A 21,015-nucleotide genomic window follows, 5' to 3' on the forward strand; every position below is an offset into this window, starting at 1 on the left:
CACCGTGGCGCGCGCAGGTGATCGTCAGGTGATGGGCAGATGAGAACGTCCTCATGAAGTCAGGAGGGCCCGCCCTGCCCCCCGGACGACGCGCATGCGCCACCTCCTGGTGAGGTGTTGCATCGCCCCCTTGAGCTCGCCCGACGGCAAGCCGCCATAACGAGCACAGACTTGGCGAGGGCGGCGCCGACGCTCGGCGCTCGGCGCTGCGCAGCAGGTCGCCGCGCTCCCGCTCGGTGACGACCCGCGCGGTGCCCGCCCGACGGCGAGCGGGCACGTGGACCGGCCGTGGCAGCCGGCGGCGGCGCGTGTGGGAGCATGGCCGGCGCCGCCCGGACCACGAGGAGACGCACATGGCCACCCCGCACATCTCCGCCGAGAAGGGCGACTTCGCCCCGGCCGTCCTCATGCCGGGCGACCCCCGGCGGGCCGAGCGGATCGCCGCCCAGCTCATGCCGGACGCCCGGAAGGTCTCCGACGTGCGCGGGATCGGCGCCTACACCGGCACGGTGGACGGCAAGCCGCTGTCCGTGATGGCCTCCGGGATGGGCATGCCGTCGCTGGGCATCTACGCCAACGAGCTCTTCCGCTTCTACGACGTCCAGCGGATCATCCGGGTCGGCACCGCGGGCGGCCTCTCCCCCAAGGTCAAGGTCGGGGACGTCGTCGTCGCCCTCGGCGCCCACACCGACTCGGCGATGAACACCGCCCGGATCCCGGGCATCCACTTCTCTGCCGTCGCCTCCTACCCGCTGGTGGCCGCCGCGGTCGCCGCCGCCGGCGGGGCCAGCGACGTCCACGTCGCCCCGGTCGTCTCCCGGGACCACTTCTACGGGAACCCGCCGGAGCAGGTCCAGGCGCTGGCCGACTACGGGACCCTGTGCGTGGAGATGGAGGCGGCGGGCCTGTACGGGGTCGCGGCGGAGCTGGACCGGCAGGCGCTGGCCGTCCTGACCATCTCCGACCACCTGCTCGACGGCGGGGCGGACATGACCGCCGAGGAGCGGGAGCAGAACTTCAGCCGGGCCCTGGGCCTCGCCGTCGCCGCCGCCCACTGCTGACGCCGCCGCACCCGTTGCATCCCCCGGGTCTGCGTCGCACACTGGGTGCCTAGGGCCCCAGGCGTGACGGAGGTCACCATGCGCACCGACGAGTTCGACATGCTGCCGATGCTCTCCCGTGGCAAGCACCGCAACCCCCGCAAGGGCGCGTGCTTCATGGAGCTGGCCTCCTTCCTGGCCGGGGAGCGCTGGAGCGACCGGCCGCGCTGCACCCACCCGCTGCTCGCGCACCTGGCGCGGCTGGTGAACGACTGCAGCTCCGACGAGGCCCGGCCGCGCCTGGCGCCGCTGATCCCCTCGGTCATCGGTCTCACCAGCGACGACCCGCGGTGGAACCACGAGATCGCCTACCTGGCCGCCCGGCGGGCGCTGCCGGTCGTGGCCGAGGAGACCCAGCGGGCGCTGTGCGTCGGGCTGCTCAGCCTGGACCGCATGCTCGCCCGGGGTGACGGGCGCACCGAGGACCAGCACCGGCCGGAGACGGCCGCCGCCCTGGCCGAGGTCCCGCTGGCCGCCGCCTGGGCCCGGGACTTCATCGCCCACGGCATCATCGGGCCGGCCCGCTACCACCCCGGCCCGGTCATCCTGGACTTCGCCGTCCCCGGGATCGCCGCCGCGTGCGTCCCCGACGCCGACGATCGGCTGCGCGACCTGCTCACCACGGCCATCGCCACCTGCGAGCAGCTCCGCGGCCGCGCCGAGCGCCGCGACCTGCGGCCGGAGGAGTGGCGCAGCGTCGTCGCCCCGGCGGTGGTGGGCTGACCGCAGCCCCTCGGTTGACCCCGCCGGCCCGATCATCGTCGCCGCACGCGCGGACCCGCACCGACCAGCCCGCGAACCCGGCATCTCGGGCACATCGATCGGCGGAAACAACGTTCGCGCCGCCCCCTGCGCCAGTACGCTCCCGGTATCGGGGAATCCGCGTCGCAGAGGGAGCGGGACATGTCCCAGGAGAGCAACGCCGGTCCCGGCACGATGGACCGCAGCAGCACCGACCACACCACGACGGCGGGACCGCTCGCCGTCGGCGCACCGAGCACCACCACCGAACGCGGGTCCGCTGGCGGGCCCCACGGGCAGATCACCACGGACGGGCCGGTCCTGGCCCAGCCGACCCGCCGCGGCCCGGGCCGGCCCCGGCACGCCGACACCGAGGAGCGGGCCTACCGCGCCGTCCTCGAGCTCTTCGGCCGCAAGGGCTGGTCGGGGCTGAGCCTCGACGGCGTCGCCACCCACGCAGGCATCGGGAAGTCCTCGATCTACCTGCGGTGGAAGGACAAGCGGGACCTGCTCCTGGACGCCGTGCGCGACCTGGACCGCCGCCACCGCTTCCCGGAGCCCGGGCCGGAGGGGATCCGGGAGTACCTGATCGCGCACGCCCGCGCCCGGGCCGACATCTACCTCAGCGAGTACGGCCCGGCGATGGTGCACCTCTTCTCCGGTGCGCTGGTCAACCCGGAGGCGTTCGCGGAGATCCGGCAGGAGGAGATCGCCAAGGGCATGGCGGGCCTGTCGCACCGGATCGAGCGCGCCATCGCCGACGGCGAGCTGCCGCCGGAGACCTCGGCCTGGCACCTCCTCGACGCCATCGAGGGTGCGGTGTTCGTGCACATCTTCGTCAGCTCGGCCGGCGAGCGGGAGGAGGCCGCGGAGGGGATCGAGGACTACGTCACCGAGCTCGTCGACATCCAGCTCCGGGGGATCCGCGGCGGGGAGTGAGCACGTCGGCCGACCGCCCCCGGGCGGATCGACGACGCTCAGGCACTACGGGCGACGCTCAGGCGCTGCGGACGAGGGCGGGTCCGCCGGTGCCGAGCAGGGTCTCCTCGACCCGGTCCATGGCCTCGCGGAGGAGGTGGCCGTCCGCCTCCGCCAGGGTGTCGACGACGGCGTCGAGCAGCCGGAGCTGCAGCGCCTCGGCCTGGCGGAGCACCACCTCGCCGGCAGCGGTCACGTGCACCAGCGCGGGGTCGGCGTTCGCCGGCGCCCGGACGTCCCGGTGCCGGGCCAGCAGGCCGCGCTCGACGAGGCTGTCCACGGTGACGACGGCGGCGGCGTCGAGCTGACCGGTGCGCCGGGCGATGCTGCGGGGGTGGTCGCACCCGCCGGCGACCGCGGTCAGGGTCTGGATCTCGCCGGACCGGAGGCCGAGGAGCTCCTCGGTGGTCGGCAGCAGGTCCGCACGCGCGCCGGTGAGGGCGAGCATGCGCTCGGCCAGGTCCAGGCTCTCGTGGACCTCGGCGCTGGGGATCGATCGACGGATGGCCAACCGCAGCCGGGCCACGCCCTCGGTCGACTGCTGCTCGGACGCGGACGGGCCGGGGGTTGCCACGTCGGTGGCCGGCTCGGCGGGCGGTGTGTCGGGCGCTGGGTTCTCCTGCTCGGTCACGCCCTGTCCAACGGAGACCTCGTCATGACCGTTCCATGGACCTACCGAGACCGACGAGCGCGGCGACCGTGCCGCCGGAGCCAGCGGCGTCACCGACGCGGCTGGCCGGCCGCTCCTGCGGCCGTCCCGTCGGGGAGATCGACGTCGCTCGTGCGGCAGGAGATTGGCCCGGTCAGCCGCCGGGACCGGCCGTCTCGGCGCTGCCGGCGGCCTCGGCCAGGGCCCGCAGCTTCTCGGTCTGCACCGACCCCGCCGGCGCGAGGGCCACGCGGGCCCGGGTGAGGGCCCGCGGGGTGCTGCCGGTCCCGGCGCCGAGCAGCGCCGCCTCGCCCAGCACCGCGCCCGGCCCGAGCTGGGCGGTGGCGCCACCCTCGCGCTCGACGGCGAGGACGCCGTCGAGCACGACGCACAACCCGGCGCCGTCCACCGCCTCCCCGGCCGGGACCTCGCGCACCACCGGCTCGGCACCGCCCAGCACGCCGTCGGCCAGCTGCTGCGCCACGGCGCGCGCCACCGCGTCGGCGAGGTCGGCGGAGTCGACCCGGCCCCAGGGCGTGCGCTGGGCGAAGACCTCGGCCAGCCAGGTGGCGGAGCCGACGTCGGCGGGCGTGCTGCGCAGCACGACGTCGCCGCCCGGGCCGTAGACCCAGTGCCGCGGGAACGCGCTGGCGGAGGGCATCGTCACCTCGGGCGGGCCGTCCGGCCGCAGGGTCAGCGCGAGGGTGCTCCAGACGATCGGCGCCTCCCAGGTGCGCCCGCCGCGCGCGGTGGTGCGGGCGATCGGCACCCCGGTGCGCCCGCCGGCCGTCTGGGTGAGGTAGACGCTGCCGTGCTCGACGACCGCGTCCTCGCGCAGGATCGGCAGGGCGTAGCCGCCGAAGGAGGCGTCGACCGCGGGCAGGCGGACGGTGGAGGGGCCGGCCACCACGCCGGCGGCCGGGTCCAGCCCCCAGGCGCGCGGCGTGCCGTCGTCGTCGAACTCCGCCCACCCGGACAGCACGTTGGCGAAGCGGAACCGCTCGTCGAGGCGCAGGTCGTCCAGGGCGTCCGGGCCCCCGGCCAGTCCCGGCAGGGGCGGGCGGTCGTAGTGGGCCAGGCCGCCGTCGAAACCGCCGCGCAACCACTCGGCGACCGAGGCGGCCGGCACCCAGGACACGCAGACCGCGCTCGCTGCTACGCGCATCGTCACCTCACCCCTTCTCTGCGCTCATCCAACACGAGAGCCCCGACGGCGGCGAGAGCGGCACCGCCGGGCGGGTGCCGACGGCGGCGAGGGGGCACCGCCGGGCGGGCGCCGACGACGGCGAGGGGGCACCGCCGGGCGCCGACGCGGCGGCCTCCGGACGGCCTCCGGCCGCCCCGCCGACACACCGACATGCAGACATCTCGAAGTCGAGACACCTCGTCGGGCTGCTGCTAGGTTGGCGCGGTCTCAAGGGTGAGTCACCTCACACGATCGGAGTGTGTATGTCCCACGACCCCGAGGCGCACCTGCCTCCCCGCCATGACCCGTTGCCCGCGATCAGCGACGAGGACGGCCCCGGACCGAGCGCCGAGGAGTTCGCCCGGGTGCAGCAGTCCGCCGAGTTCCAGCAGCTGCGGTCCCGGTTCCGCCGGTTCGCCTTCCCGATGACGGTGGCGTTCCTGGTCTGGTACTTCGCCTACGTGCTGCTCTCCACCTTTGCCGAGGACCTCATGTCCGTCCCCGTCATCGGCTACCTCAACGTCGGGCTGCTGCTGGGGCTGGGCCAGTTCGTCACGACCTTCCTCATCACCTGGCTCTACGTGCGCCACGCCAACCGCAACCTTGACCCCGTCGCCGGCCGCCTGCGGGCGGAGCTGGAAGGAGAGGCCTGATGGACGTCGGCAACCCCTGGCTCAACCTGGCGATCTTTCTCGCCTTCGTCGTCGTCACCCTGGTCATCGTGGTCCGGGTCTCCCGGACGACGACGTCGGTCGGGGACTTCTACCACGGCGGCCGCGCCTTCAGCGGCCGGCAGAACGGCATCGCCATCTCCGGGGACTACCTCTCCGCCGCCTCCTTCCTCGGCATCGTCGGGGCGGTGGCGCTCTACGGCTACGACGGCCTGCTGTACTCCATCGGCTTCCTCGTCGCCTGGCTCGTCGCGCTCCTGCTGGTGGCCGAGCCGCTGCGGAACACCGCCAAGTACACGATGGCCGACGTGCTCAGCTTCCGGATGCGGCAGCGCCCTGTGCGCACCGCCGCGGCCACCTCCACCCTCGCGGTGACCTTCTTCTACCTGCTGGCGCAGATGGCCGGCGCCGGCGCGCTGGTGGCGCTCCTGCTCGGGATCGACAGCCGGGCCGGCCAGGGCGCGGTCATCGCCGTCGTCGGGGCGCTGATGATCGTCTACGTGCTGGTCGGTGGCATGAAGGGCACCACCTGGGTGCAGATCATCAAGGCGGTGCTGCTCATCGTCGGCGCCGGCGCGATGTTCGTCTGGGTGCTCGGCCTCAACGGGATGAACCTCTCCCGAGTGGTCGGGGACGCCGTCGCGGTCCACCCGGAGGGCCTGCGGGTGGCCGAGCCGATGCTCCAGTACGGCGGGAGCACCGCGTCCAAGCTCGGGTTCGTGTCCCTGGCCGTCGCCCTGGTGTTCGGCGCGGCGGGCCTGCCGCACGTGCTCATGCGGTTCTACACGGTGCCCACCGCCAAGGAGGCGCGCCGCTCGGTGACCTGGGCGATCGGGCTCATCGGCGCGTTCTACCTCTTCACCTTCGTCCTCGGCTTCGGCGCGGCGTACCTGGTGGGCGCGGACGTCATCATGGACTCCCCCGGCGGGGCGAACTCCGCGGCCCCGGCGCTGGCCTACGCCCTCGGCGGCACGCTGCTCCTGGGGTTCATCAGCGCCGTCGCGTTCGCGACCATCCTCGCCGTCGTCGCCGGCCTGACGATCACCGCCTCGGCCTCCTTCGCGCACGACATCTACAACGGCGTGATCAAGGGCGGCCAGGCGGACCCGCACGAGGAGGTCAAGGTGGCCCGCCGCACGGCGGTGGTCATCGGGGCCGTCTCGATCGTCGGCGGGGTGCTCGCGAACGGGCAGAACGTCGCGTTCCTGGTCTCGCTCGCGTTCGCGATCGCCGCCAGCGCGAACCTGCCCTCGATCCTGTACTCCCTGTACTGGAAGCGGTTCAACACCCGCGGGTCGGTGTGGAGCATCTACGGCGGGTTGATCTCCGCCGTCGTCCTCATCGTCTTCTCCCCGGTGGTCACCGGCTCGGAGACGGCGATGTTCCCCTCGGTGGACATCGCCTGGTTCCCGCTGTCCAACCCCGCGCTGGTCTCGGTCCCGCTCGGGTTCTTCCTCGGCTGGCTCGGCTCGGTCACCTCCAACGAGCACGACGAGCTCAAGCAGGCCGAGATGGAGGTCCGGTCGATGACCGGGGCCGGGGCGGAGAAGGCGGTGATCCACTAGCTAGGCGTCCGCCGCGTGCGGCAGGTCGGTTTGCCGCACGCGGCACGCCCTGGCCGACGGCGGCCCCTGCCTCTCCCGGCCAACGGCGGCCCGTGCCCCGCCTTGCCTGGCCGACGGCGGCCCCTGCCCTGCCGGCCGACGGCGGCCCCGCCCGGCTTGCCCGCCTGCCCTAGCCTCGCCGACGGCGGCCGCGCGTGCCAGGGTTAGCTGCGACCGGCGTTCAGAACTAGTCCGCCCCACGGGGCGAGATCGGGGTCGACGACGACAATCCCCTCGTCCACCGCCTCGCCCCGGACCGGGCGGCACCTGATGCGCAACAGCGCCTTCCGCCGGCTCTGGCTGACCAGCGGCGCGAGCGCCGTCGCGCTGTCGGCGTACCTGCTGTTCGAGCAGTGGTACGTGGTGCGCGAGCTCGGCGAGCCGTCGGCGCTCGGCGCGGTCATGGCGGCCACCGTGGCGTCGCGGCTGCTGCTGATGTCGGTCGGCGGCGTGCTCGTCGACCGGTTCCGGGCGGCCCGGGTCGCCGCGTGGTCGGCCACCTCTCGGCTCGCCCTGGTGCTCGTGATGGTGGGGTTCCTGCAGGCCGGCTGGCTGACGGTCACCACGGTGCTGGTTTTCGGCGTCCTGTACGGCGCGTGCGACGCGTTCTTCTCCCCCGCGGTGACCTCGCTTGCGCCCCGGCTGGTCCCCGGTCAGCAGCTCCGGGCGGCGAACGCCGCCCTGCACAGCACCAACCAGGGCGGCATGATCGCCGGGCCGCTGCTCGGCGCCGCGGTCCTGGCCCTCTCCTTCACCGCCGCCCTGGTGGCGGTCGCGGCCCTGCTGGTGGTCGCGGCCGCCTCGGTGGCGTGGCTGCAGGAGCCGCAGCACACCCGGCGGGCTCCGGGGACCCGGCTGCTCGACGAGGCGCTAACCGGCCTGCGGCACCTGCGCACCGTGCGCGGCGCGTGGCAGAACCTCCTCATCATCGTGGCGGTCAACCTGGTCTTCATGGGACCGCTGCTGATGGGCATCCCCCTGCTCGTGGCCGCGGACCCCGCCGCCACCCCGGCCGACCTCGGGGTCCTCCAGGGCGCGTACGCCGCCGGCATGATCGCCGGCGCGGGCGTCGCGGCGCTCGCCGGCGACCGGCTCTGGCTGGTCCGGGCGCTGCTGCCCTTCCTGGGGGCCTGCCTGGTCGGCGTCGGCCTGCTGCCGCACCTGTGGCAGGTCGGCCTGATGGCGGCGATGGGGATCGCCAGCTCGGTCATCAACGTCCTGATCATCACCCACATCCAGCGGGCGACCGACCCGGAGATCATCGGCCGGGTGATGGCCTTCGTGACGATCGCCTCCAGCGGCACCCTGCCGGTCTCCTACGCGGTGCTCGGCGCCCTGGTCGGCGCCGGGCTGCCCGTCGCCGCGGTGATCGTCGGGGCCGGCGCGCTGGTGCTCCTCCTGGGCGCCGGGTTCGCCGTCGGGGCCGGCCTCGCCGGCCGCCGCACGCCGTCGCCGGCCACGACCCGCTGACGGTCCCGCACCCACGGCACGTGCTGGCCACGCGCCTGGTTGCCGCGCCTGCCGCCGGGGGATCGCCGAGTGGTGTTGGGTGGGCTGCTGGACCTGAAGGAGGCGGAGATGGCAGGCGTCGGCGGCACGGACCTCGACCGGGCGACCACGGCGATCGAGCGGGCGCTGCGCGACCGGCGCCTCACCGACCTCGCCGGTCTGCTCGCCCCGCTCCGGTCCCCGGACGTCGTCGCCGTGCTGGAGCAGCTCTCCGGCCACGACCGCGCGGTGGTCTACCGGTTGCTGCCGAAGGACGTGGCGCTGGCGGTCTTCGAGGCGCTCGACCCGAGCCTGCAGGGCGACCTGGTGCTCGGCCTCCAGGCCGAGGAGGTCGCCCGCGTCTTCGCCGGCCTCGAGCCGGACGACCGCGTCAGCCTGCTGGACGAGGTGCCGGCGGGGGTGGCGACCCGGCTGCTGCACGGCCTGACGCCCGGGGAGCGCGAGCGCACCGCGGTGGTCCTCGGGTACCCCGGGGGGTCGATCGGGCGCCGGATGAGCCCCGGGGTCGTCACCGTCCACCCGGACGCCTCCGTGGCGGCCGCGCTCGACCGGGTCAAGTCCCGGCTGGACGACGCCGAGACCGTCTACACGGTCGCCGTCGTCGACGACGAGCGCCGCCTCGTGGGGGTGGTGAGCCTGCGCGACCTGATCCGCGCCGAGCGCGGCGCGGCGGTCGGCGCCGTCATGCGCGAGCCCTTCGCCGTGCTGGCGAGCTCGGACGCCGAGGCCGCGGCCCGGCGCTGCGCCGACCTGAAGCTCCTCGCCCTGCTGGTGGTCGACGAGGAGCAGCGGCTGGTCGGCATCCTCACCGTCGACGACGCCCTACGGATCCTGGAGGAGGCGGACAGCGAGGACCAGGCGCGCATCGGCGGCGCCGAACCGCTGCGCCGCCCCTACCTGTCGACGCCGGTCCGCGCCCTCGTGCGGTCCCGGGTGGTGTGGCTGCTCGTCCTGGCCGTCGGCGCGACCCTGACCGTCCGCGTGCTCGAGGTCTTCGAGGCGACCATCGCGCAGATGGTGGTCCTGTCCGTGTTCATCCCGCTGCTGATCGGTACCGGCGGGAACACCGGGAACCAGGCGGCGACGACCATCACCCGGGCGCTCGCGCTCGGCGACGTCGCGCTGCGGGACATCGGCAAGGTCCTGGCCCGCGAGGCGTGCACCGGGCTGAGCCTCGGTCTCGTCCTCGGCGCCGCCGGCTTCGGGCTGGCCACGCTGGTCTACGGCCCGTCCGTCGGCGCGGTGATCGGCCTGACGCTGGTCGCCGTCTGCACCGTGGCCGCCACGGTGGGCGGGGCGATGCCGATCGTGGCCAAGCGGCTCGGCGCCGACCCGGCGGTCTTCTCCAACCCGTTCATCTCCACGTTCGTCGACGCGGCGGGGCTCATCCTCTACTTCCTCATCGCCCGGGCCCTGCTGGGCCTGTAGCGGACCGCGCGGCAGCAGGCGGGCGCCGTCGGCCGGCGAACCGCTCGAGCCCCAGGGTCCGGCGTCAGAACAGGGCGACCTTCGGGGTCTTCGGGAAGATCTCGTCCAGGGCTGCCTCCTCGGCCGGGCCCGGCCGCCAGCCGGCGGCGGCGGCGTTCTGCCGGACCTGCTCGGGCCTGGTCGCCCCGGCGATGACGGAGGCGACGGCGGGGCGGCTGGCGAGCCAGGAGAAGGCCACCTCCACCTCGGTCAGGCCGCGCTCCCGGGCGAAGGCGGTGAATGCGGCGAGCTGGTCGAAGTCGGCCTCCTCCAGCAGGTATTGACGGGTCCGGGTGAGCCGGCTGCCCGGCGGGGCCGACCGGTGCCCGTACTTGCCGGTGAGCAGCCCGTTGGCGAGCGGGAAGTACGGCAGCACGCCGAGCCCGTAGGCCTCCGCGGCCGGGACGACCTCGAGCTCGGCGCGCCGGTCGAGCAGGTTGTAGTGGTTCTGCGCGGAGACGAACCGGGTGTACCCGCCCGCGCGGGCGACGTGCTCGGCGTCGGCGATCTGCCACCCGGCCAGGTTGGAGTGCCCCACGTAGCGCACCTTGCCGGCCCGGACCAGGTCGTCCAGCGCGGCGAGGGTCTCCTCCACCGGGGTCAGCGGGTCGGGGCTGTGGTACTGGTACAGGTCGATCCAGTCGGTGCCGAGCCGCCGCAAGGACGCCTCGACGGCGGTGACGATGTACCGGCGGGACCCGCGGGCGCCGAAGTCGGGCCCGTTCGCGCCGCGCATGTCCATCCCGAACTTGGTGGCGACGACGACGTCGCCGCGACGCCGGCCCAGCGCCCGGCCGAGCAGCTCCTCGCTCCGCCCGGGGGTGGCGCCGTAGGTGTCGGAGGTGTCGAACAGGGTGATACCGGCGTCGAGCGCGGCGTGCACGACGGCGGCCGCGCCGTCCGCCGACTCGGTGGCGGTGCCGGGCCGGCCGAGGTTGTTGCACCCCAGGCCGACCACGGAGACGGTGAGGCCGGACCGGCCCAGGCGCACGAGATCCACCGCTCGACCCTACGGGCGGGACGGGCCCCGGGCGCACCGGCTCGCTGGGCGAGACGCCGGGTGCCCGGCGGCCGGGGGCGGGTCAGGGCCGCAGGCCCCACCGGGCGAGCTCGAGCTCGGCCAGCCGCCGGCGCACCGCGGCGTCGCCCGCGCGCCAGGCCGCCACCGGGTCCGGTCCGACGGCGGCCAGCCGGGCGGGCGGCTGCCCGACGAGGGCCCGCAGGGCGAGGAGGTCGAGACCGGCCGGGTCGCTCGCGAGGCGCCGGACCTCGCCCGCGCGGCGGGCGAACCGCAGGCGCCGCACGAGCCACGGCAGGAGGACGATGAGTGCGGGCAGGAGCGCCACGAGCACGCCGACGACGGTCGCGAGCATCTCCACGAGCCCGGCGGCGTCCAGGCCGGCCTCGCGCAGCCGCTCCCCGGCGGCCGCGACCTCGATCAGCGGCCGCCCGAGCCCGTCTCCGACGATAGGTACGTCCGACGCCGTGCTGCCCGCATCGGTCATGGAGTCCTCGATCTGCCCGCCGACACGCGCCACCCGGCGCAGCGGGGCGGCGAGGGCCGCGACCGCGCCGTGGACGGCCGCGCCCGCCCCGGCGCACAGGACCAGCCAGCCGAGGACGAGCAGGTCGCCGGCCACCTGACGAGCGCGCCGGGCCGGGTGGTCCGCGTAGAGCCGCATGCACCGGTTCTACCGCAGACAGCCGGCGGCACGCCCCAGCGGGGGTCAAGCCACCCCCCGACGGACGGGCAGGAGCTGCCGGACGGCCGCCGTCGCATCACCCACGACGGTGACGTCGCCCGACGCTGCCCCGGCCGTCGTCGGCGGTGGCCGCCCGGCGGGACGTCCAGGGCGCTGCCCCACCGGCCGCCGTCGGCCGCGGACCGGTGCCCGGGCGTCAGCGGAGGGTCAGCCGGACGACGGCGCGGGCGGGCGTCGGCCGGGCGACCTCGGTGAAGCCCTGGGCGAGGAACGTCGACAGGGCGCCGTGGAACAGCTCCGCCGAGGACGGGCGGGCGACCGTCGTGTCCACCGGGTAGCCCTCGAGGACCGCCGCACCGTGGACCCGGGCGTGCTCGACGGCGGCCCGCAGCAGGGCCCTGCCCACCCCCGCGCGGCGGTGCCCGACGCGCACGACGAAGCAGGTCACCGCCCACACCCCCGCCCGGTCGTCCCCCGGCTCGTGCCGCCCAGCCCCGGCCGTGCGGCTGGTCCGCAGCCGCGGGTAGGCCGACCACGGGGCGACGGCGCACCACCCCACCGGCTCGTCGTCGACCGTGGCGACGACGCCCGGGGACGGCCCGGGCGCGGCGAGGTCGGCGGCGGTGCGCGCGCGGCGCTCGGCCGGGGTGGTCTGCCGGTACTCGGCGGCCGGGCAGCGGAACCACTGGCACCAGCAGCGGGCGGGGTCGCCGCGCGTGGCGAATACGGTGTCGAGCTGCTCGATGCGTACGTTGGCGGTGGTCTGGGGCGGCGTCGCCATGGCGCGACGCTACGCCAGACCGTGCCGCGCCACCGTCCGGTGGTGGCCCCGCTCGGCGGTGGCTACCGTTCCCGAACGGAACCGGTGAACGACGGCACCGGGCGGAGGGAGCAGCGATGGACCTGGGTCTGGCGGGTCGCACCGCCCTCGTCACCGGCGCCGACTCCGGCATCGGCCTCGCCTGCGCCCGCGAGCTGCTCGCCGAGGGGGCTCAGGTCGTCCTCGCCGACCAGTACCCCGACCGGCTCGCGACGGCGGCCGCCGACCTCGGGCGGCCCGACCGGGTGCACCAGGTCGCCGTCGACGTCGCCAGCCCGGAGTCGGTGGCCGGGCTCGCCGCGGAGGTCCGCGAGCAGGTGGGCGACGTCGACATCCTGGTCAACGCCGCCGGCATCCACGGCCCGGACGGCCCCTTCCACGAGCTCGACGAGGAGGGCTGGCGGCACACGCTCGACGTCAACCTCCTCGGCGCGGTGTGGGTCACCCGCGCGTTCGTCGCCGGGATGGCCGAGCGCGGCTGGGGCCGGGTCGTCTTCATCTCCTCCGAGGACGCGGTCCAGCCCTACGACAACGAGCTGCCGTACGCCGTCGCGAAGGGCGGCCTGAACGTGCTCGCCAAGGGGATGTCCCGGACGTACGGCAAGTCCGGCGTCCTGATCAACGCCGTCTCGCCGGCGTTCATCGACACGCCGATGACCGACGCGATGATGGGGCAGCGGGCTGAGCAGCTGGGCGTGAGCCTGGACGAGGCGATCTCGACGTTCCTCGACGAACAGCGCCCGGCGATGCAGAGCGAGCGGCGCGGCCGCCCGGAGGAGGTGGCCGCGGTCGTCACGTTCCTGTGCTCGGCGCGGGCGTCGTTCGTCACCGGCTCGAACTACCGGGTCGACGCCGGGTCGGTCTGGACGGTCTGACGCTCGTCACCGGTGCCGGCTCCGGCATCCGGCCTCGCCTGGGCCTGGCTTGGGTGTCATGGCTCAGGGTGAATCAGGCCCTGGCTACAAGCCCGGCAGTTCCGCCGGTGCGAGCGTGATTCCGGCCGCTTGGACCCCAGACCGTAGGCGCCGGTCCCAGGCAGCAAACAGGATCTCGTCAACGCCGACGGCGAGCGCACTGGAAAGGTGGACAGCATCGGCACCGCGCAATGCATACGGCCCGGCCAGCCGGCCCGCTTGAGCGGTGATCGCTTCGGTGAGTTCCACCTGCCGTGTCGCCGCCCAGTATCCCTCCCATGCCGCTTCGGCCTGCCGTTGCGCCTCTGCATCGAGTCGGTGATCACGACCGGCCGCGGCCAGAGCGGCACGCACCTCCGGATAGGCCAGCCGGCTGGAGATCGCAGCGTCACATCCATTCCACAACGCCGCCGCGATGTCGCTGCCATCCTCCTCGACCACCAGCTTGACGAAAGCGCTGCTGTCGAAGTAGACGATCGCCACGGGACGACGTCACCGACGCTGCTCAGAGACCAGGTCAGATACCGGCCGGCTGGCATGCACTCGCGAGGCGCTGCTCGCGGTCGGTCGCGCAGCCCGCGGCCGGCTCAGCACCCCTTGCCGGGTCAGCTGCTCCAGCAGCGATGCCGTATCCACCGGAACCAGCCGGGCCACGGGCGTGCCCCGATCGGTCACCACGACCTCCTCACCCCCGCGGACCCGCTCGATCCAGTCCGACAGCTCCGCGCGCAAACTACTCACCGCAACGTCCATGCTCGAAGCGTACAACAGCGCGGACCGCGATCGTACACATCTCGATGGGGATCGCCGCGGCTGCCCACCGGCACACGCTCGACGTCAACCTCCTCTGCGCCGTGCGGGTCACCCGCACTTCGTCGCCGGGATGGCCCAGCGCTGTCCGTGCCCGGTCGGGCCGGGGCAGCCACCAGCAGTCAGCGGCGGGCGAGGTAGGTCAGCTGGGCGCGGACCGACGACGCGGCCGCCGTCCGCAGCTCGGGCTCGATGTCGCCGTAGACCGCGTCGAGGACGTCGTCCACGCCCTGCGCGCCGGCCGCCAGGGCGGCGCTGACCTGGGCGAGGCGGCGCTGCCGGTGCTCGCGCAGCGCCGTCAGGGCCGCGCCGGCGTCGGTGATCTGGGGGCCGTGCCCGGGGGCTATCCGGTCGAGGTCTCCGGTCGCCTGCCGGGACAGGAGCCGGTTCAGGCTGGTGAGGTAGTCGCCCAGGTCGCCGTCCGGGGCGATGACGGTCGGGCCCCGGCCGAGCACGGTGTCCCCGGTCAGCAGCACCCGGTCCGCCGGTACCAGCAGGCACACCGAGTCGGCCGTGTGGCCCGGGGTGGCCATCACCTCCACCCGCGGCCCGCCGACGCCCGGCACCGTCCCCTCCCCCAGCGGCGTCGCGCCGCCGCCGAGCACGGGGGCCGACGTGGCGGCGACGAGCGCGCCGACGGCGCCGGTGTGGTCGGGGTGGTGGTGGGTCAGCAAGATGCCGGTGACCCGGCCGCCGTCGGCGGTGGCGGCCGCGAGCACCGCGCGGACGTGCCCGGCGTCGTCGGGGCCCGGGTCCACCACCAGCACTTCGGTGCTGGCGGGGTCGCGGAGCAGGTAGGTGTTGGTGCCCTCCAGCGTCATCGGGCCCGGGTTCGGCGCCCGGACGACGGCGACGCGCTCGCTGACCGGTCGGGCTCCTGCAGCCATCCCACGAGGCTAGTGCGGTTCGCCGTCGAGGGGCGCGGCGCCGTCGGGAGGCGGAGGGCGCCGGGGAGGGGCCGGCCGAGCGACGTCCGGGATCCCCGCCGGGCCCGCTGGACGCCGCCAACCGAGCCGGCCGGACGCCGTCGCCAAGAACTGCCGGACGCCGTCGCCAAGAACTGCCGGACGCCGTCGCCCGTTCGGCTCGCCACGCACCCGACCGTGGCGCACACTTCCGTCATGGGACGGTCACCGTGGACCAAGGCGCTCCTGCCGCTGGGCGCCCTCGCCGGCGTCGCCGCGCACGACCTGCTGCAGCGCCGCCACACGCTCCAGCGCAACTTCCCCGTCGTCGCCCACGCGCGCTACGCGATCGAGACGATCGGGCCCGAGCTGCGCCAGTACGTCGTCGCCGGCAACGACGAGGAGCGGCCCTTCACCCGCGACCAGCGCCGCTGGGTCTACGCCTCGGCCAAGGGCGAGAACAACTACTTCGGCTTCGGCACCGACAACGACGTCGAGCACACCGACGGCTACCCCATCATCAAGCACCGCACCTTCAGCTCGGTCGTGCCCACCTCCCACCCGAAGGCCGGTGAGGAGGTGTCGGTGCCGTGCGCGAAGGTCCTCGGCGCCGCCCGGGGCCGCGCCAAGGCGTTCCGGCCGGCGTCGCTGGTGAACGTCTCGGCCATGAGCTTCGGGTCGCTGTCCGGGCAGGCGGTCCAGGCCCTCAACGAGGGCGCCGCGATGACCCACGCCCTGCAGAACACCGGCGAGGGCGGCCTGTCCCCCCATCACCGCCACGGCGGGGACCTCATCTTCCAGATCGGCACCGCCTACTTCGGCTGCCGGGACCTCGACGGCGCCTTCGACCTGGCCCGCCTGCAGGACCTGGTGGCCTCCGCGCCGGTCCGGGCGCTGGAGATCAAGCTCAGCCAGGGCGCCAAGCCCGGCCTCGGCGGGGTGCTGCCGGCCGCCAAGGTGTCGGCCGAGATCGCCGAGATCCGCGGGGTGCGGGAGGGCGAGGACTGCATCAGCCCCTCCCGGCACGCGGAGTTCTCCGACGTGGACTCCATGCTCGACTGGGTCGAGCTCCTTGCCGACACCACCGGCCTGCCGGTGGGCATCAAGTCCGCCGTCGGGGACCTGCAGTTCTGGGAGGACCTCGCCGCCGCGATGGCCGACGGCGACCGCGGCGTCGACTTCATCACCATCGACGGCGGGGAGGGCGGGACCGGCGCCGCGCCGCTGACCTTCTCCGACTCCGTCGCCCTGCCCTCCCGGGTCGGGTTCGCCCGGGTGTACCGGATCTTCGCCGCGGCCGGCCTGACCGACCGGATCGTCTTCATGGGCGGCGGCAAGCTGGGGCTGGCCGACAACGCCGTCGTCGCCCTCGCCCTGGGCTGCGACCTGATCAGCGTCGCCCGGGAGGCGATGCTCGCCATCGGCTGCATCCAGGCGCAGAAGTGCCACACCGACCGGTGCCCGGTGGGGGTGGCCACCCAGAACCCCTGGCTCGCGCACGGCCTGGACCCCACCGTGAAGTCGCAGCGGTTCGCCGGCTACGTCCGCACCCTGCGCCGGGACCTGCTCAAGGTCGCCGAGTCCTGCGGGGTCGCGCACCCGGGGCTCATCGACGCCGACGACGTCGAGCTCATGCACGGCAACCAGCGCGGGGTGCCGCTGCGCGAGGTCGCCGGGTACGAGCCGGGCTGGGGCCAGCCCTCCGCCACCCAGCAGGCCGAGATCACCGACATCATGCTGGGCCGGGCCCCGCAGGGCAGCGCCGCGCCGGAGTCGGCCACCACCCAGGGCTGACGCCTGGGGCCGCCTCGACCGGCCCGGTCCACCCGCTACGACCGCGCGGGTCTGCCCCGCTACGAGCGCGCTGGTCTACCCCGCAGCCACCGGTCTGATCAAACCCTTCGTCCCGGGCCGCCCCGGTAGACTCGCCACCGTCCCACCGCAGGGGAAGCCGGTCAGAAGCCGGCGCTGACCCGCAACCGTAGGCCTCGGGAACTCTCCCGACGGCGAGCCGGACCACCTGCCGGGACGTCAGGCTCCACATCCGTCGAGGTCTGCGGACGAGCCGGGGACGTGCGGTGCCCGCGCACCGACGGAGCCGGACCACGCGACCGGCTCCGGGAGGTACCGATGCCCCGCACCCGCCCCGCCCTGGCCGCGCTCGGCGCCGGCCTGCTCCTCGCCGCCGCGCCGGCGGCCACCGCCTGGGCGGCACCTCCCGCCGTGGCCACCACTGCCGCGGCACCCAACGTTGCAGCCGCCACGGGCACGGCACCCGCCACCACCGCCGCGCCCGTCGCAGCCGCCAACGCCACCGCCGCCGGGCCGTGCGCCGCGGACGAGGGCGTCACGATCGTCGTCGACCTCACCGACCTGGGCGGGGAGGTGCAGGTGGGCTGCGCCGCCGGCGACCCGGCCACCGGGCGGGAGGCGCTGGAGGCGGCCGGCTTCACCCCCACCGACTCGGCCTCGGGCATGATCTGCGCCATCGACGCCCAGCCCGACCCCTGCCCGGCGGAGTTCGACGGGAACTACTGGTCCTACTGGCAGGCCGGCCCCGGCCAGGACTGGGAGGCGGCCGCCGTCGGCGCCGACACCGCCGACCCCGCCCCCGGGGACGTGGAGGGGTGGCGGTACAACGACGGATCCACCGGTCCCGGCGTGGCCCCCGCCGAGCTCGCCGCCGGGGTGGCCACGGCGGCGTCGACGGACGGCACCGGCGCCGGGGACGCCGAGTCCGCGGCCGCCGCGGACGCCACCGCTGACGCCGACGACGACGCCGCCCGGACCGAGGGGAGCAGCGCCGGCCTGGCCGTCAGCCCGGGGGTCGTGGTGGCCGCGGTCGTGGTGGTGGCCGCCGTCGTCGCCGCGGTGCTCCTCCGCCGCCGGCGCGCCTGACGTGGCCGCTCCCGCCGTCCCCGCCCGGCCCGCCACCGCACCCGCGACGGCGGCGGAGGCCGCGCTGCACCCGCTGGCGTGGTGGGCGTGGGCGTCGGGCGTCGCGGTCGGGGTGACCCGCACCGGGAACCCGGTGATCCTGGGCCTGCTGCTGACGGCGGTCGTCGCCGTCGTCCTGACCCGGCGGGGCGACTCCCCGTGGGGCCGGGCGTTCCGGCTCTACCTGCTGCTCGGCGTGGCGATCGTGGTGTTCCGGATGGTCTTCTACGTGCTGGTCGGGCTGAAGACCGGCGGACCGGTGCTGCTCGACCTGCCCCGCGTCGCCCTGCCGGACTGGGCCGCGGGCATCACCCTGCTCGGCCCGGTGCACACCGCGGGCCTGGTGACCGCGGCGGCCGGCGGTCTGCAGCTGGCCGTGCTGGTGGTCTGCTTCGGCGCGGCGAACGCCCTGGCCAACCCCAAGCGGGCGCTGCGGCACCTGCCCGCCGCCCTGCACCCGGCGGGCACCGCCGTCGTCATCGCCGTCACGGTGAACCCGCAGCTCGTCTCCGCCGTTGCGCGGGTCCGCCGGGCCCAGCGGCTGCGCGGGCTGGACCGGGCGCGGCCCCGGGAGGTCCTCGCCCGGGCGGTGCCAGTGCTGCAGGACGCCATGGACCAGGCCCTGGCCCTGGCTGCCTCGATGGATTCCCGCGGCTACGGCCGCCGCCCGGCTGGGGACCGGGCCGGTGCCGGCGGGGTGGGGTGGGCGCTGCTGGTCGCGCTCCTTGCCGCGGTCCTCGGGGTCTACGGCCTGCTTGACGGCGCCGCGCCGGCCTGGCTCGGGGCGGGGCTGCTGGCGGCGGGGGCGGTGGTCGCCGTGGCGGCCTCCGTCGTGGCCGGGCGGCGGGTGCACCGGACCCGGTACCGGCCGGAGCCGTGGGGCGCGGCGGCGACGGCGGTCGCGGCCTGCGGGGTGGTGCCTGCGGTCCTCCTCCTCGCCGTGGTGGACCCGGCCGCGCTCGCCCTGCCGGTGAACACCCTGACCTGGCCGCCGGTGCCGCCGACGGCCGTGCTGGCGGCGCTCGTCGCGGCGCTGCCGGTGCTCGGCGCGCTGGTGCCGGCGCGCGGGGCCGCGGCGCAGGACTGGAACGCCGCTCCTGCGGCCAGTGACGCTGCACCGCCGGCCCGGAACCCCACGCCGTCGGCCCGCGAGACCAGAGCGCCCGCCATGCCGGACCGGGGCGCGCGATGATCAGCTTCACCGACCTCTCCGTCACCTACGACGGTGCCCCGGCACCGGCCCTGGCCGGCGTGCACGCGACGATCGAGGAGGGCGAGCTGTGCCTGGTCGTCGGGCCGACCGGGGCGGGGAAGTCCACCCTCCTCGGCGCCGCCTGCGCCCGGGTGCCGCATTTCACCGGCGGGCTCGTGCAGGGCGAGGTCCGGGTCGCCGGCCGGGACACCCGCACCCACCTGCCGCGGGACCTGTCGGACGTCGTCGGCGTCGTCGGGCAGGACCCGCTGGCGTCCTTCGTCACCGACACCGTGGAGGAGGAGCTCGCGTTCGGGCTCGAGCAGCAGGGCCTGCCCCCGGCCACCATGCGCAAGCGGGTCGAGGAGGTGCTGGACCTCCTGGGGCTGGCCCCGCTGCGCGGCCGGCCGCTGACCACCCTCTCCGGCGGCGAGCAGCAGCGGGTGGCCATCGGCGCCGTGCTCACCGCCCAGCCCCGGGTGCTCGTGCTCGACGAGCCCACCTCGGCCCTGGACCCCACCGCCGCCGAGGAGGTCCTGGCCGCCCTCGCCCGCCTCGTCCACGACGTCGGGGTGACCGTGCTGCTCGCCGAGCACCGGCTCGAGCGGGTCGTGCAGTTCGCCGACACCGTCCTGGCCCTGGACGACGGCGGCCGCGCCGTCCACGGCGACCCCGCCCGGGTGCTCGCCGCGGCCCCGGTCGCCCCGCCGGTCGTCGAGCTCGGCCGGCTCGCCGGGTGGGACCCGCTGCCGCTCTCGGTCCGCGACGCCCGCCGCCGCGCTGCGCCCCTGCGGGCACGGCTGACGGACGGGGCTCGCCTCTCGCCCGCTGCGCGGCGGCCGGCGGGTCCTGCCCACCCGGCCGCAGACGCGCTCGCTGACGGCCCTACCCCCGCGGACCCCCCGGTGCTCGCCGCCCGCGACCTCGTGGTGCAGCACGGGCCGGTGACCGCGCTGCGCCGGGTGAACCTGACCGTGCGGGCCGGGGAGGTGGTGGCCGTCATGGGCCGCAACGGGGCCGGGAAGTCCTCGCTGGTCTGGGCGCTGCAGGGCCAGGCCCGCGCGAGCGGCACCGTGCGCGTGCGGCCGGTGCCCGAGCCCGCTCGGGAGGCCGGCCCGACCCGGCCGGCGCCGGACCCCGGCAAGGGAGGGCCGGGACCCGACCCCGGCAAGGAAGGGCCGGGGCCCGACCTCGGCGCCGACCCGGCCCGGCTGCGCCCGTCCGCCGCCCGGCACCTGGTCACCCTCGTCCCGCAGACGCCGTCGGACCTGCTCTTCCGGGAGACGGTGGCCGCCGAGTGCGCCGCCGGGGACACCGACGCCGCCGCCCCGGCGGGGACCACCCACGCCCTGCTCGAGACGATCGCACCGGGGGTGCCGGACGAGGCGCACCCGCGCGACCTCTCCGAGGGTCAGCGCCTCGCCCTCGCCCTGGCGGTCCAGCTCGCCGCCGCCCCCGCCGTCGTGCTCCTGGACGAGCCGACCCGCGGCCTGGACTACGCGGCCAAGGACCGCCTCACCGCCGTGCTGACCGGCATCGCCGACGCCGGCCGCGCGGTGCTGGTGACCAGCCACGACGTGGAGTTCCTGGCCGGGTGCGCGGACCGGGTGGTGCTGCTGGCCGACGGTGAGGTGGTCGCCGACGGGGCGGCCGACGAGGTGCTCCTGGCCTCCCCCGCCTTCGCTCCCCAGGTGGCGAAGATCCTCGCCCCGGTGCCGCTGCTCACCGTGGCCCAGGTCCGCGCGGCCCTCGGGGCGGAGCCGTGAGCCCGCTCCGCCGAGGACCAGCCGGGGACCGGGGCGCGGCAGGCGACCACGGGCTCGCAGACG

General features: G+C 75.6%; 20 protein-coding genes and 1 riboswitch. Of the genes, 12 read left to right on the forward strand and 8 right to left on the reverse strand.

The annotated features are described in order from the left end of the window. Window positions 1-353: 353 nt before the first annotated feature. From deoD to MF406_RS11800, 3 genes are all read left to right on the forward strand, one after another. Window positions 354-1,061 (forward strand): purine-nucleoside phosphorylase, encoded by a 708-nt coding sequence (deoD, locus tag MF406_RS11790; protein WP_242893759.1) that lies wholly within the window; start codon window positions 354-356, stop codon window positions 1,059-1,061. Between the two features lie 78 nt (window positions 1,062-1,139). After that, complete coding sequence (locus MF406_RS11795) at window positions 1,140-1,823, forward strand: hypothetical protein (protein ID WP_242893762.1); 684 nt, start codon at window positions 1,140-1,142, stop codon at window positions 1,821-1,823. A gap of 180 nt (window positions 1,824-2,003) precedes the next feature. Continuing rightward, window positions 2,004-2,780, forward strand: coding sequence for a TetR/AcrR family transcriptional regulator (locus MF406_RS11800; protein WP_242893765.1), 777 nt, complete (start codon window positions 2,004-2,006; stop codon window positions 2,778-2,780). A 58-nt stretch (window positions 2,781-2,838) separates the two neighbouring features. On the opposite strand, the gene MF406_RS11805 is transcribed toward MF406_RS11800, so the two are convergent. Together MF406_RS11805 and MF406_RS11810 are read right to left on the reverse strand one after the other, a co-directional pair. Beyond that, window positions 2,839-3,450, reverse strand: coding sequence for a MarR family winged helix-turn-helix transcriptional regulator (locus MF406_RS11805; protein ID WP_242893768.1), 612 nt, complete (start codon window positions 3,448-3,450; stop codon window positions 2,839-2,841). A gap of 172 nt (window positions 3,451-3,622) precedes the next feature. Next, on the reverse strand, window positions 3,623-4,633 hold the full coding sequence (locus MF406_RS11810; protein ID WP_242893771.1) for a hypothetical protein: 1,011 nt from the start codon (window positions 4,631-4,633) through the stop codon (window positions 3,623-3,625). 284 nt (window positions 4,634-4,917) lie between these two features. Between MF406_RS11810 and MF406_RS11815 the strand changes: the two genes are divergently transcribed. From MF406_RS11815 to mgtE, 4 genes are all read left to right on the forward strand, one after another. Beyond that, complete coding sequence (locus MF406_RS11815; RefSeq protein ID WP_242893774.1) at window positions 4,918-5,307, forward strand: DUF485 domain-containing protein; 390 nt, start codon at window positions 4,918-4,920, stop codon at window positions 5,305-5,307. Then, on the forward strand, window positions 5,307-6,890 hold the full coding sequence (locus tag MF406_RS11820) for a cation acetate symporter (protein ID WP_242893776.1): 1,584 nt from the start codon (window positions 5,307-5,309) through the stop codon (window positions 6,888-6,890). The genes MF406_RS11815 and MF406_RS11820 overlap by 1 nt, the downstream gene beginning before the upstream one ends. Window positions 6,891-7,199: 309 nt before the next feature. Continuing rightward, window positions 7,200-8,399 (forward strand): MFS transporter, encoded by a 1,200-nt coding sequence (locus MF406_RS11825; protein ID WP_242893779.1) that lies wholly within the window; start codon window positions 7,200-7,202, stop codon window positions 8,397-8,399. 108 nt (window positions 8,400-8,507) lie between these two features. Continuing rightward, a complete protein-coding gene (mgtE, locus tag MF406_RS11830; protein WP_242893781.1) occupies window positions 8,508-9,866 on the forward strand; it encodes a magnesium transporter in 1,359 nt (452 codons plus the stop codon). 64 nt (window positions 9,867-9,930) lie between these two features. Here mgtE and MF406_RS11835 read toward each other — a convergent pair whose 3' ends face one another. The 3 genes from MF406_RS11835 to MF406_RS11845 form a co-directional block, all read right to left on the reverse strand. Beyond that, window positions 9,931-10,905 (reverse strand): aldo/keto reductase, encoded by a 975-nt coding sequence (locus MF406_RS11835; RefSeq protein ID WP_242893784.1) that lies wholly within the window; start codon window positions 10,903-10,905, stop codon window positions 9,931-9,933. Window positions 10,906-10,987: 82 nt separating this feature from the next. After that, on the reverse strand, window positions 10,988-11,587 hold the full coding sequence (locus MF406_RS11840) for a hypothetical protein (protein WP_242893787.1): 600 nt from the start codon (window positions 11,585-11,587) through the stop codon (window positions 10,988-10,990). Between the two features lie 217 nt (window positions 11,588-11,804). Further along, window positions 11,805-12,389: a GNAT family N-acetyltransferase gene (locus tag MF406_RS11845; RefSeq protein WP_242893788.1), complete on the reverse strand. Its 585-nt coding sequence runs from the start codon at window positions 12,387-12,389 to the stop codon at window positions 11,805-11,807. Window positions 12,390-12,505: 116 nt separating this feature from the next. Here MF406_RS11845 and MF406_RS11850 point away from each other — a divergent pair, with 116 nt between their 5' ends. After that, window positions 12,506-13,303 (forward strand): SDR family NAD(P)-dependent oxidoreductase, encoded by a 798-nt coding sequence (locus tag MF406_RS11850; RefSeq protein WP_242893791.1) that lies wholly within the window; start codon window positions 12,506-12,508, stop codon window positions 13,301-13,303. 84 nt (window positions 13,304-13,387) lie between these two features. Here MF406_RS11850 and MF406_RS11855 read toward each other — a convergent pair whose 3' ends face one another. The 3 genes from MF406_RS11855 to MF406_RS11865 form a co-directional block, all read right to left on the reverse strand. Beyond that, window positions 13,388-13,825 (reverse strand): type II toxin-antitoxin system VapC family toxin, encoded by a 438-nt coding sequence (locus MF406_RS11855; RefSeq protein ID WP_242893794.1) that lies wholly within the window; start codon window positions 13,823-13,825, stop codon window positions 13,388-13,390. Between the two features lie 9 nt (window positions 13,826-13,834). Beyond that, window positions 13,835-14,095: a type II toxin-antitoxin system Phd/YefM family antitoxin gene (locus tag MF406_RS11860; protein WP_242893796.1), complete on the reverse strand. Its 261-nt coding sequence runs from the start codon at window positions 14,093-14,095 to the stop codon at window positions 13,835-13,837. Between the two features lie 179 nt (window positions 14,096-14,274). Continuing rightward, complete coding sequence (locus MF406_RS11865; RefSeq protein ID WP_242893798.1) at window positions 14,275-15,039, reverse strand: MBL fold metallo-hydrolase; 765 nt, start codon at window positions 15,037-15,039, stop codon at window positions 14,275-14,277. 234 nt (window positions 15,040-15,273) lie between these two features. On the opposite strand from MF406_RS11865, the gene MF406_RS11870 reads away from it, so the two are divergent. From MF406_RS11870 to MF406_RS11885, 4 genes are all read left to right on the forward strand, one after another. Continuing rightward, the gene (locus MF406_RS11870) at window positions 15,274-16,851 is read left to right on the forward strand and encodes an FMN-binding glutamate synthase family protein (protein WP_242893800.1); all 1,578 of its coding nucleotides are present in this window, start codon (window positions 15,274-15,276) and stop codon (window positions 16,849-16,851) included. 106 nt (window positions 16,852-16,957) lie between these two features. Further along, window positions 16,958-17,100: riboswitch (cobalamin riboswitch) on the forward strand. Between the two features lie 87 nt (window positions 17,101-17,187). Further along, complete coding sequence (locus MF406_RS18730; protein ID WP_256463889.1) at window positions 17,188-17,955, forward strand: hypothetical protein; 768 nt, start codon at window positions 17,188-17,190, stop codon at window positions 17,953-17,955. A 1-nt stretch (window position 17,956) separates the two neighbouring features. Further along, the gene (locus tag MF406_RS11880; RefSeq protein WP_256463890.1) at window positions 17,957-19,186 is read left to right on the forward strand and encodes an energy-coupling factor transporter transmembrane component T; all 1,230 of its coding nucleotides are present in this window, start codon (window positions 17,957-17,959) and stop codon (window positions 19,184-19,186) included. After that, window positions 19,183-20,952 (forward strand): ABC transporter ATP-binding protein, encoded by a 1,770-nt coding sequence (locus MF406_RS11885; RefSeq protein WP_242893803.1) that lies wholly within the window; start codon window positions 19,183-19,185, stop codon window positions 20,950-20,952. The genes MF406_RS11880 and MF406_RS11885 overlap by 4 nt, the downstream gene beginning before the upstream one ends. The last annotated feature ends 63 nt before the right edge of the window (window positions 20,953-21,015 follow it).

Origin of the sequence: Georgenia sp. TF02-10 (assembly GCF_022759505.1) — a bacterium.
Lineage (GTDB): Bacteria > Actinomycetota > Actinomycetes > Actinomycetales > Actinomycetaceae > TF02-10.

What these genes read in the sequence shown, in the direction of transcription:
- deoD (WP_242893759.1), top strand. Translation starts at nt 354, where the DNA reads ATGGCCACCCCGCACATCTCCGCCGAGAAGGGCGACTTCGCCCCGGCC.
- MF406_RS11795 (WP_242893762.1), top strand. Translation starts at nt 1,140, where the DNA reads ATGCGCACCGACGAGTTCGACATGCTGCCGATGCTCTCCCGTGGCAAG.
- MF406_RS11800 (WP_242893765.1), top strand. Translation starts at nt 2,004, where the DNA reads ATGTCCCAGGAGAGCAACGCCGGTCCCGGCACGATGGACCGCAGCAGC.
- MF406_RS11810 (WP_242893771.1), bottom strand. Translation starts at nt 4,633, where the DNA reads ATGCGCGTAGCAGCGAGCGCGGTCTGCGTGTCCTGGGTGCCGGCCGCC.
- MF406_RS11815 (WP_242893774.1), top strand. Translation starts at nt 4,918, where the DNA reads ATGTCCCACGACCCCGAGGCGCACCTGCCTCCCCGCCATGACCCGTTG.
- MF406_RS11820 (WP_242893776.1), top strand. Translation starts at nt 5,307, where the DNA reads ATGGACGTCGGCAACCCCTGGCTCAACCTGGCGATCTTTCTCGCCTTC.
- MF406_RS11825 (WP_242893779.1), top strand. Translation starts at nt 7,200, where the DNA reads ATGCGCAACAGCGCCTTCCGCCGGCTCTGGCTGACCAGCGGCGCGAGC.
- mgtE (WP_242893781.1), top strand. Translation starts at nt 8,508, where the DNA reads ATGGCAGGCGTCGGCGGCACGGACCTCGACCGGGCGACCACGGCGATC.
- MF406_RS11840 (WP_242893787.1), bottom strand. Translation starts at nt 11,587, where the DNA reads ATGCGGCTCTACGCGGACCACCCGGCCCGGCGCGCTCGTCAGGTGGCC.
- MF406_RS11845 (WP_242893788.1), bottom strand. Translation starts at nt 12,389, where the DNA reads ATGGCGACGCCGCCCCAGACCACCGCCAACGTACGCATCGAGCAGCTC.
- MF406_RS11850 (WP_242893791.1), top strand. Translation starts at nt 12,506, where the DNA reads ATGGACCTGGGTCTGGCGGGTCGCACCGCCCTCGTCACCGGCGCCGAC.
- MF406_RS11860 (WP_242893796.1), bottom strand. Translation starts at nt 14,095, where the DNA reads ATGGACGTTGCGGTGAGTAGTTTGCGCGCGGAGCTGTCGGACTGGATC.
- MF406_RS11865 (WP_242893798.1), bottom strand. Translation starts at nt 15,039, where the DNA reads ATGGCTGCAGGAGCCCGACCGGTCAGCGAGCGCGTCGCCGTCGTCCGG.
- MF406_RS11870 (WP_242893800.1), top strand. Translation starts at nt 15,274, where the DNA reads ATGGGACGGTCACCGTGGACCAAGGCGCTCCTGCCGCTGGGCGCCCTC.
- MF406_RS18730 (WP_256463889.1), top strand. Translation starts at nt 17,188, where the DNA reads ATGCCCCGCACCCGCCCCGCCCTGGCCGCGCTCGGCGCCGGCCTGCTC.
- MF406_RS11885 (WP_242893803.1), top strand. Translation starts at nt 19,183, where the DNA reads ATGATCAGCTTCACCGACCTCTCCGTCACCTACGACGGTGCCCCGGCA.